Source organism: Kitasatospora sp. NPDC059327, from assembly GCF_042752535.1.
Lineage (GTDB): Bacteria > Actinomycetota > Actinomycetes > Streptomycetales > Streptomycetaceae > Kitasatospora.
Genome location: NZ_JBHYYB010000014.1, coordinates 143,228 through 149,699 on the forward strand (window position 1 = coordinate 143,228; position 6,472 = coordinate 149,699).

Here is a 6,472-nt window from a genome sequence, read left to right on the forward strand (position 1 = left end):
CTCCGCGACCGCGGGTGTCGCTGCCCGGAGGGCGACGGCACGGCGGGGAAGGATGGGCGCATGAGCGAGCAGCAGAGCGCAGCAGCGGCGCAGGGCGGACGGCCGATCGGGACACCCGGGGATCCACGGGCCTCCTGGGCCACCTGGACCACCCAGTCGATCATCAGCGGACCGGGTGGAGTCACCACCGCCGAGGTCGGCCCGATCTCCGGCGACCTCACCGTGCACACCACCTGGGTGGACGGCGAGGCCCGGCTGACCGTGCAGTACACCGGGGCACTGGACTGGTACACCGTGGCCGGCAGCCCCGTGCCGGCGGTGGACGAGATCACGGCGCGGGCGATCCACCAGGCGATGGTCAACACCGTGAAGACCGGGCGCGGGGCCTCCGCCCCGCAGGCGCCCGGCGTCTGAGCCGCACCCCCGGGGCGGCGCCGCCGCACCGCCGACCGCCCGGGCCGCCCCGGGCGGTCGGCGGTGCGCGCCCGGGAGCGGGGCGACGCCTGAAGGGTTCACACCGGCAGGCGCCGGGCCGGGCCGCTCCTGAGGGCGGCGGCCCGTTGCCTGCCCGGTGCCCAGGGGCCTCAGGGACCTCAGGGGCCTCAGGGGCCCGTCTCACCCCGCAGGACCGGGGCCGCGGCGCCCCAGTACCCGCCGTCCGCCGCGCTCCGGCGCCGGAGGTCCTCCCGCACCTCGCGGGCGAGCTTGCGGGTGTCGCGCCGGTTGACGGTGGCACCGATGCCCGCCCCGACCAGCAGGGGGATCAACGAGGGCAGCCGGCGCAGCGTGCTGCGGGTGAGCCGCTTGCGCACCTGCTGGCGGACCTCGGCACCGAGCGCCATCGCCGCGAACCCGGCCGGCTTCACCAGCAGGGTCGCGTCGATGCCCCGGCGGTTGGCCCACGCGGCGACGTAGGCGGAGGCGCGCTGGGTGGCCGTGCCCTGCGCGGCGAGGCCGTACACCTCGTGCAGTTCGGCGATCAGTTTGATCTCGACCGCCGCGACGGCGAGCGTCTCGGCGGCGATCTCCACCGCCATCGCCGGCGGCACCGGCAGCATCGCGGCGGCGCCGACGCCCGCGCCGAGCGCACCGGAGGCCCGGCTGGCTCCGGTGACCAGCAGATCGGCCAGCCGCTCGGCGTCGGCCGCCCCGGGGTGCTGGGCCCGCAGGGTGGCCAGGTCCCGTACCGGGATGCGCGGCGCCGCGTGCATCAGCTGGTCGGCGAGGGCCCGGCTCCCGTACGCGGCGCCCTTCGCGGCGGCCTTCCCACCACTGCCGAGCCGGCGGGACACCGTCCCGAGCAGCGCCGTGGCGCGGCGTCGGCCGCGCCCCGCCCGGTACTCGGCGACCTGCCCGGCCGGCCCGCCCTCGACGACGGGGGCGGGCCGTTCCAGCTCCTCGACGAGTTCGGCCAGTTCCTCGGCGACCTGTTCGGCGACCTGTTCGGGCGCGGGCTCGGGGGCGGGCTTCACGTTCCGGGAGCGTCCCGGTCTCCTGAAGATTGCCATGCTCTGCGGGTACCCGGTGGGCCTCGGCGGTACGCGCTATTCGGTGATCTCCACCCCGCGCCAGAAGGCCACCCGGCCGCGGACGTGCTCCGCCTCCGGCTTCGGGTCGTCGTAGTACCAGGCCGCGTCGGGGTTGCGCCGCCCGTCGATGTCCAGCGTGTAGTACTCGGCCGTGCCCTTCCAGCCGCACACGGTCGTGGTGTCGGACGGACGCAGGTACTCCGTGCGCACGGACTCGGCCGGGAAGTAGTGGTTGCCCTCGACGACGGTGGTGTCGTCGCTCTGCGCGACGACCGTGCCCTGCCAACTCGCTGTGGTCATGCGCCGATTCTGCCCGAGGGCCTGCCCGCACAACAGCCCGGTCCGGGCCCGGCGAGCCGGGGTGGCACCCGGCAGCGGTCGGGCGGCGGTGCCCGGAGCGACGTCCGCCGGCCGGCGGGCACTACGGCAGTGGTTCGGCGTGCACCGGGAAGTGCGGGGACTGGTGCCCCCCGCTGGCGAGCATCCGGACCTCGCCCGCGTCGCTGATCTCGGCGCGGACGATGCCGCTGGCGTCCTCGTAGACGGGGTGGCCGCCGGGACCGGTCATGCCGGTGCGGGCGACCACGACGACGTCCTGTGGGGCCTGGGTGCCGGGCGTGCCCGGGAAGGTCAGTGCGTAACGGTTCGCGGGGCTCATCACCGATCTCCTCGTCCCACCTGGTTCCAGCTCCTCCAGCAGTCCCGACAGTCCCGGCTCTCCCGGCTGCCCCTGATCGTCCGCGCCGCGGGATCAGGCGGCGGCCCTCGGGGACCGGGCGGACCCGCCGCGGACCTCCAGCTCGTCGAGCAACCGGGCGGTGGCCTCGGCGACGGCTTCCACCGCGCGGTCGAAGGCCTCCCGGTTGTGCGCGGCCGGGGCACGGAACCCCGAGACCTTCCGCACGTACTGGAGGGCGGCCGCGTGGAAGTCCTCGTCCGAGGCGTCGGGCGTCACGGGAGGTCTCAGCGTCTTGATACTGCGGCACATGACCCCAGTCTCGCGCGCGGAAGCTCCGTCGGCGACCCCCCTGCGTCACCGGACCGCCATGGGCGGCACCCGGTGGCGTCATCCGACCGGATTAGGATTTCGCACGAACCGATCGCCCCGCGCCCACGCCCGGCCCCGTACCCCACCGGTCCGCCGGCCGGTCCGCTCCCCGTCTCCACCGGCCCGACGCCGTGCCGGCACCTCCCTGCCCGGCTCCCGCCCGGGCGTCACCCCGGAGTACCCCCTTGCCACTCGCGCTGGTCGCCCTGGCCGTCACCGCGTTCGCCATCGGCACCACCGAATTCGCCGCCATGGGGTTGCTCCCCCAGGTGGCCGAGAACCTCCAGGTCACCATCCCCCGGGCGGGATGGCTGATCTCCGCCTATGCCATCGGTGTGGTGATCGGCGCCCCCCTGCTCACCGCCCTCGCGGCCGGCCGGCCGCGCAAGGCGGTGCTGGTCGCGCTGGCCGGTCTGTTCGCGGCCGGCAATCTGCTCTGCGCGGTCGCGCCCGACTTCTGGTCGCTGGCCGCGGCCCGGGTGATCACCGGACTGCCGCACGGCGCGTTCTTCGGTGCCGGGGCGGTGGCGGCCGCCGAACTGGTCGCCCCGCACCGGCGGGCCCGGGCGGTCGCCGTGATGTTCTCCGGCCTGACCGTCGCCAACATCATCGGGGTGCCCGCCGCCACCCTGCTGGGCCAGCACCTCGGCTGGCGGGCCACCATACTGGTGGTGGTCGCGATCGGCCTGCTCGGCACCGTCGCCATCGCGCGGCTGGTGCCCGAGCTGCCCTCCCCCGCGCAGTCCGGGCTCCGCCACGAACTGAGCGCCTTCCGCAGCGGGCAGCTCTGGCTGGCCCTGGCCACGGTGGTGTTCGGCTGCGGCGGCTTCTTCGCCTGCTACAGCTACATCACCCCGCTGCTCACCGAGGTCTCCGGGTACGCGACCGGGTCGGTCACGCTGGTGCTGGCACTCTTCGGCGTCGGTATGACGATCGGCAACGTGCTGGGCGGCCTCGCCGCCGACCGCGCGCTGCGCCCGACCGTCTGTGCCGCCTTCCTGCTGCTCGCCGCCACGCTGGCGCTCTTCACGGTGACCGCCCGTACCCAGTGGTCCGCCGCCGTGACGGTGGTCCTGGTCGGGCTCTTCGGCTTCGCGATCGTCCCGGCCGTGCAGACCCTGGTGCTGCAGAAGGCGCGCAACGCCCCGACGCTGGCCTCGGCGACCGTGCAGGGCGCGTTCAACCTGGCCAATGCCCAGGGCGCGTACTTCGGCGGTCTGGCGCTGGACGCCGGGCTCGGCTGGACCTCGCCCACCCTGGTCGGCTCGGGGCTGGCCACCTCGGGTGCGGTGATCGCGGTGATCGCCTGGGCCGCCGACCGGCGACGGCCGGGGCCGGTCACGCTCGGCTCGGTGCCGGCTCCCGCCGCCGGCCGGGACGGGCCCGCCCGCCCCGTCGAGGCCGCGCCGGCGCCCGGGGCCGAGGCCCGCGCCCACGGCTGACCGGGGCCGCCCCGGTCAGCCGCCGGTCCGTGACCGCCCGTCGACGCCGGCAGGCCCCCGGGCCGGTGAGCGCTTGCTCACCGGCCACCAGCCGGCCGGCCGGGACGGGTTCCGGCGGGGGAAGGACGGACCGGTCGGTGGGGAGGGGAACGGACCGGTCGGTGGGGAACGGACCGGGCGGAGGCGAACGCCGGGCGGACGGCCCGTCGCGCTACGGGGAGAGCCCGCGCCGGGGCGGCCACCGCCCGGGCCGGTCAGGAGGTCACCGGGAGTCGGGCCGTGACCCGGCGGTGGTGACGGCGGTGTCCGCCGGGGTGCCGTCGGCGGACCGGACGGCGGAGACGCCGCGGAACTCGTCCACGGCGACGTGGTAGGTGCTCGCGCGCGGGTAGGTCACCCGGATCGAGTCGGCGGTGGTCAGCGCGGAGGCGCCGAGGGCGGTCAGCAGGATCACCCGGTGCCGCAGGGCGTCCGTGACGTCCTCGACGATCTGGAAGCGGTCGCCCCGGGTGTCGGTGACCGTGACCGCCCCGGCGCACGTCCCGGTGAGCATCATCGTGACGACCAGGGCGTCCCCCTGGGTGACCGGGGCGAGCACCGGCAGTACGGCCTCGGTGCTGGAGCCCGCCTGCTGGTCGGAGGCGGTCCGGGAGATCCAGGAGGGGGCGTCGGCCCCGGTGTGCCCCGACGCCGGCGGGGTGCCCGTCGCGGCGCGCGCGGTGTCCTCCTCGGCCGGACAGCCGGCGACGTCGGCGGGAGCGTCGGCGGAGTGGGCGGCCGGCGCGCGGACGGCGAGCAGGCCGAGCGTGCCCCCGATACCGAGCAGCACACCGACCAGCAGGGTGAGCGCGTAGGCCCGGAAGCGACCGGGGCCCCGGGGCGGCGCGGGCACCGGCTCGACCGGCCGCGGGTCCGGCACGGGGGCAGCGGCGGGGAGCGGGACCGGCACGGGGGGCGCGGGCTCCGCGCCGACCGCGGCGTTCCACCGGCGGTGCCAGTCGGCCTCGTCGCCGCCGCAGGCCCGGACGAACGCCCTGGTCGTGGGCCAGGAGGGCAGGCGCGCACCGGAGGCCGCCTCGTACAGCGTGGTGTGCGAGATGGACCCGGCGGTCCTGGCCATGATGCGGAACGAGGGTCGGCCCGCGTCCAACCGCAGCTGCCGCAGCTCGGCGGCGAGACACTCGGCCGCGGTCGGCGCCGGCGCCGCCCCCTCCGGTTTCGACTTCTGCTCCGTCACGGTGCCCCCCGTTGTCAGATGTCAGATCCTTCGGCGACCACTGTCGCTTGTCGCGTACGGATCATAGCGGCGAGTGACGGGGAAGATACGTGGTCGGTCGATTCCCGGACGAGGGCCGGGGCGTTCGGCCTGGACACGGGCCGGTGTCAGCTGTTGTCAGTTTCCGTCAGACGCTGTCGAACACCCCGGCCGGTCGGGTCAGCTGTCCTCGCCGCCCCGGGCGACGGGGCGGCCTGGAGCTCGATCGGACAGGGAGATTCACGATGGGCAAGGGCATCCTCGGCAAGCTCGGGCGGCGCGGGGCGAGCGCGGCGGCCGTGCTGGCACTGGCGGTGGGCGGGGTCGGCCTGTCGAGCGGCGACGCGTCCGCCGTCGGGTGGTACTACCTCAACAACCACCCGAGCGGCAACGGGGTGGGCGTCTACTCGCAGCCGTACTCGTGGGCGGCCAAGACCACCGGCGACCTGTACTCGGTCGCGGGGCGCCAGGACGCGGTCGACATGCGGTGCTGGATCCGCGGCGAGAACATCAACAACCAGGGCAACGTCTGGTACCGGGTGTCGGAGGTGTACTCCGCGGGCTACGGCTACTGGTACGGCACCGCCTACGTGTACGGCGCCTACACCGACGGCAACTGGAACTTCCACGTCCCGACCATTCCCGAGTGCTGACCGCCCGCTGAGCCGGTGCGCCGCGCCCGAGGACCCGGAGTGCGGACCTCGGGCGGGGCGCACCGACGGGCGCACCGCGGGACTCGGCGGCGCCGGACCGCACTACGCCGTCCGGCGCTTCACCGGTTCGATCTCCCGGTGGCCGTCGGCCAGCAGCCGGTAGCCCTCGCCGTTGAAGGTGATCCCGGCCCGCTCCTCCTCGGTCAGCTCGCGCCGGACCTTCGCCGGGACCCCGGCGACCAGGGAACCCGGCGGCACCCGCATGCCCTGCGGCACGACGGCCCCGGCCGCCACCAGCGAACCGGCCCCGATCCGGGCCCCGTTCAGCACGGTGGAGTTCATCCCGACCAGGACGTCGTCCTCGATCACGCAGCCGTGCAGGACGGCGTTGTGGCCGACCGAGATCCGCTCACCGATCACCAGGGGGAAGCCCAGGTCCGCGTGCAGGGTGGTCGGGTAGCCGGAGCCCGTTGCCGGGCTCCGGCCCCCTCAGAACCGGACGTGCGGGTCGTCCCCGCATCCGGCTCAAGCGGGTCGCTAGGACC

General features: G+C 75.5%; 8 protein-coding genes and 1 pseudogene. 3 read left to right on the forward strand and 6 right to left on the reverse strand.

Annotation, left to right across the window (positions count from 1 at the left end):
• Positions 1–60: 60 nt before the first annotated feature.
• Positions 61–414 carry a hypothetical protein gene (locus ACFXHB_RS11900; protein WP_380573855.1) on the forward strand — a complete coding sequence of 118 codons (354 nt, stop codon included), beginning with the start codon at positions 61–63 and terminating at the stop codon, positions 412–414.
• A gap of 188 nt (positions 415–602) precedes the next feature.
• Here ACFXHB_RS11900 and ACFXHB_RS11905 read toward each other — a convergent pair whose 3' ends face one another.
• The 4 genes from ACFXHB_RS11905 to ACFXHB_RS11920 all read right to left on the reverse strand — a co-directional run bounded on the left by ACFXHB_RS11905 (position 603) and on the right by ACFXHB_RS11920 (position 2,517).
• On the reverse strand, positions 603–1,472 hold the full coding sequence (locus ACFXHB_RS11905; protein WP_380573856.1) for a hypothetical protein: 870 nt from the start codon (positions 1,470–1,472) through the stop codon (positions 603–605).
• Positions 1,473–1,544: 72 nt separating this feature from the next.
• Positions 1,545–1,829, reverse strand: coding sequence for a DUF427 domain-containing protein (locus ACFXHB_RS11910; protein ID WP_380573857.1), 285 nt, complete (start codon positions 1,827–1,829; stop codon positions 1,545–1,547).
• A gap of 121 nt (positions 1,830–1,950) precedes the next feature.
• Positions 1,951–2,187 (reverse strand): DUF6296 family protein, encoded by a 237-nt coding sequence (locus ACFXHB_RS11915; RefSeq protein WP_380573858.1) that lies wholly within the window; start codon positions 2,185–2,187, stop codon positions 1,951–1,953.
• A 93-nt stretch (positions 2,188–2,280) separates the two neighbouring features.
• Complete coding sequence (locus ACFXHB_RS11920) at positions 2,281–2,517, reverse strand: DUF2277 domain-containing protein (RefSeq protein WP_380573859.1); 237 nt, start codon at positions 2,515–2,517, stop codon at positions 2,281–2,283.
• A 245-nt stretch (positions 2,518–2,762) separates the two neighbouring features.
• Here ACFXHB_RS11920 and ACFXHB_RS11925 point away from each other — a divergent pair, with 245 nt between their 5' ends.
• Positions 2,763–4,019 carry an MFS transporter gene (locus ACFXHB_RS11925; protein ID WP_380573860.1) on the forward strand — a complete coding sequence of 419 codons (1,257 nt, stop codon included), beginning with the start codon at positions 2,763–2,765 and terminating at the stop codon, positions 4,017–4,019.
• Positions 4,020–4,281: 262 nt separating this feature from the next.
• Here ACFXHB_RS11925 and ACFXHB_RS11930 read toward each other — a convergent pair whose 3' ends face one another.
• A complete protein-coding gene (locus tag ACFXHB_RS11930; protein WP_380573861.1) occupies positions 4,282–5,256 on the reverse strand; it encodes a hypothetical protein in 975 nt (324 codons plus the stop codon).
• Positions 5,257–5,519: 263 nt separating this feature from the next.
• Here ACFXHB_RS11930 and ACFXHB_RS11935 point away from each other — a divergent pair, with 263 nt between their 5' ends.
• Positions 5,520–5,927, forward strand: coding sequence for a hypothetical protein (locus ACFXHB_RS11935; RefSeq protein WP_380573862.1), 408 nt, complete (start codon positions 5,520–5,522; stop codon positions 5,925–5,927).
• A 102-nt stretch (positions 5,928–6,029) separates the two neighbouring features.
• Here the strand turns inward: ACFXHB_RS11935 and ACFXHB_RS11940 are convergent.
• A pseudogene (locus ACFXHB_RS11940) lies at positions 6,030–6,377 on the reverse strand (gamma carbonic anhydrase family protein); the annotation flags it as partial.
• Between the last annotated feature and the right edge of the window lie 95 nt (positions 6,378–6,472).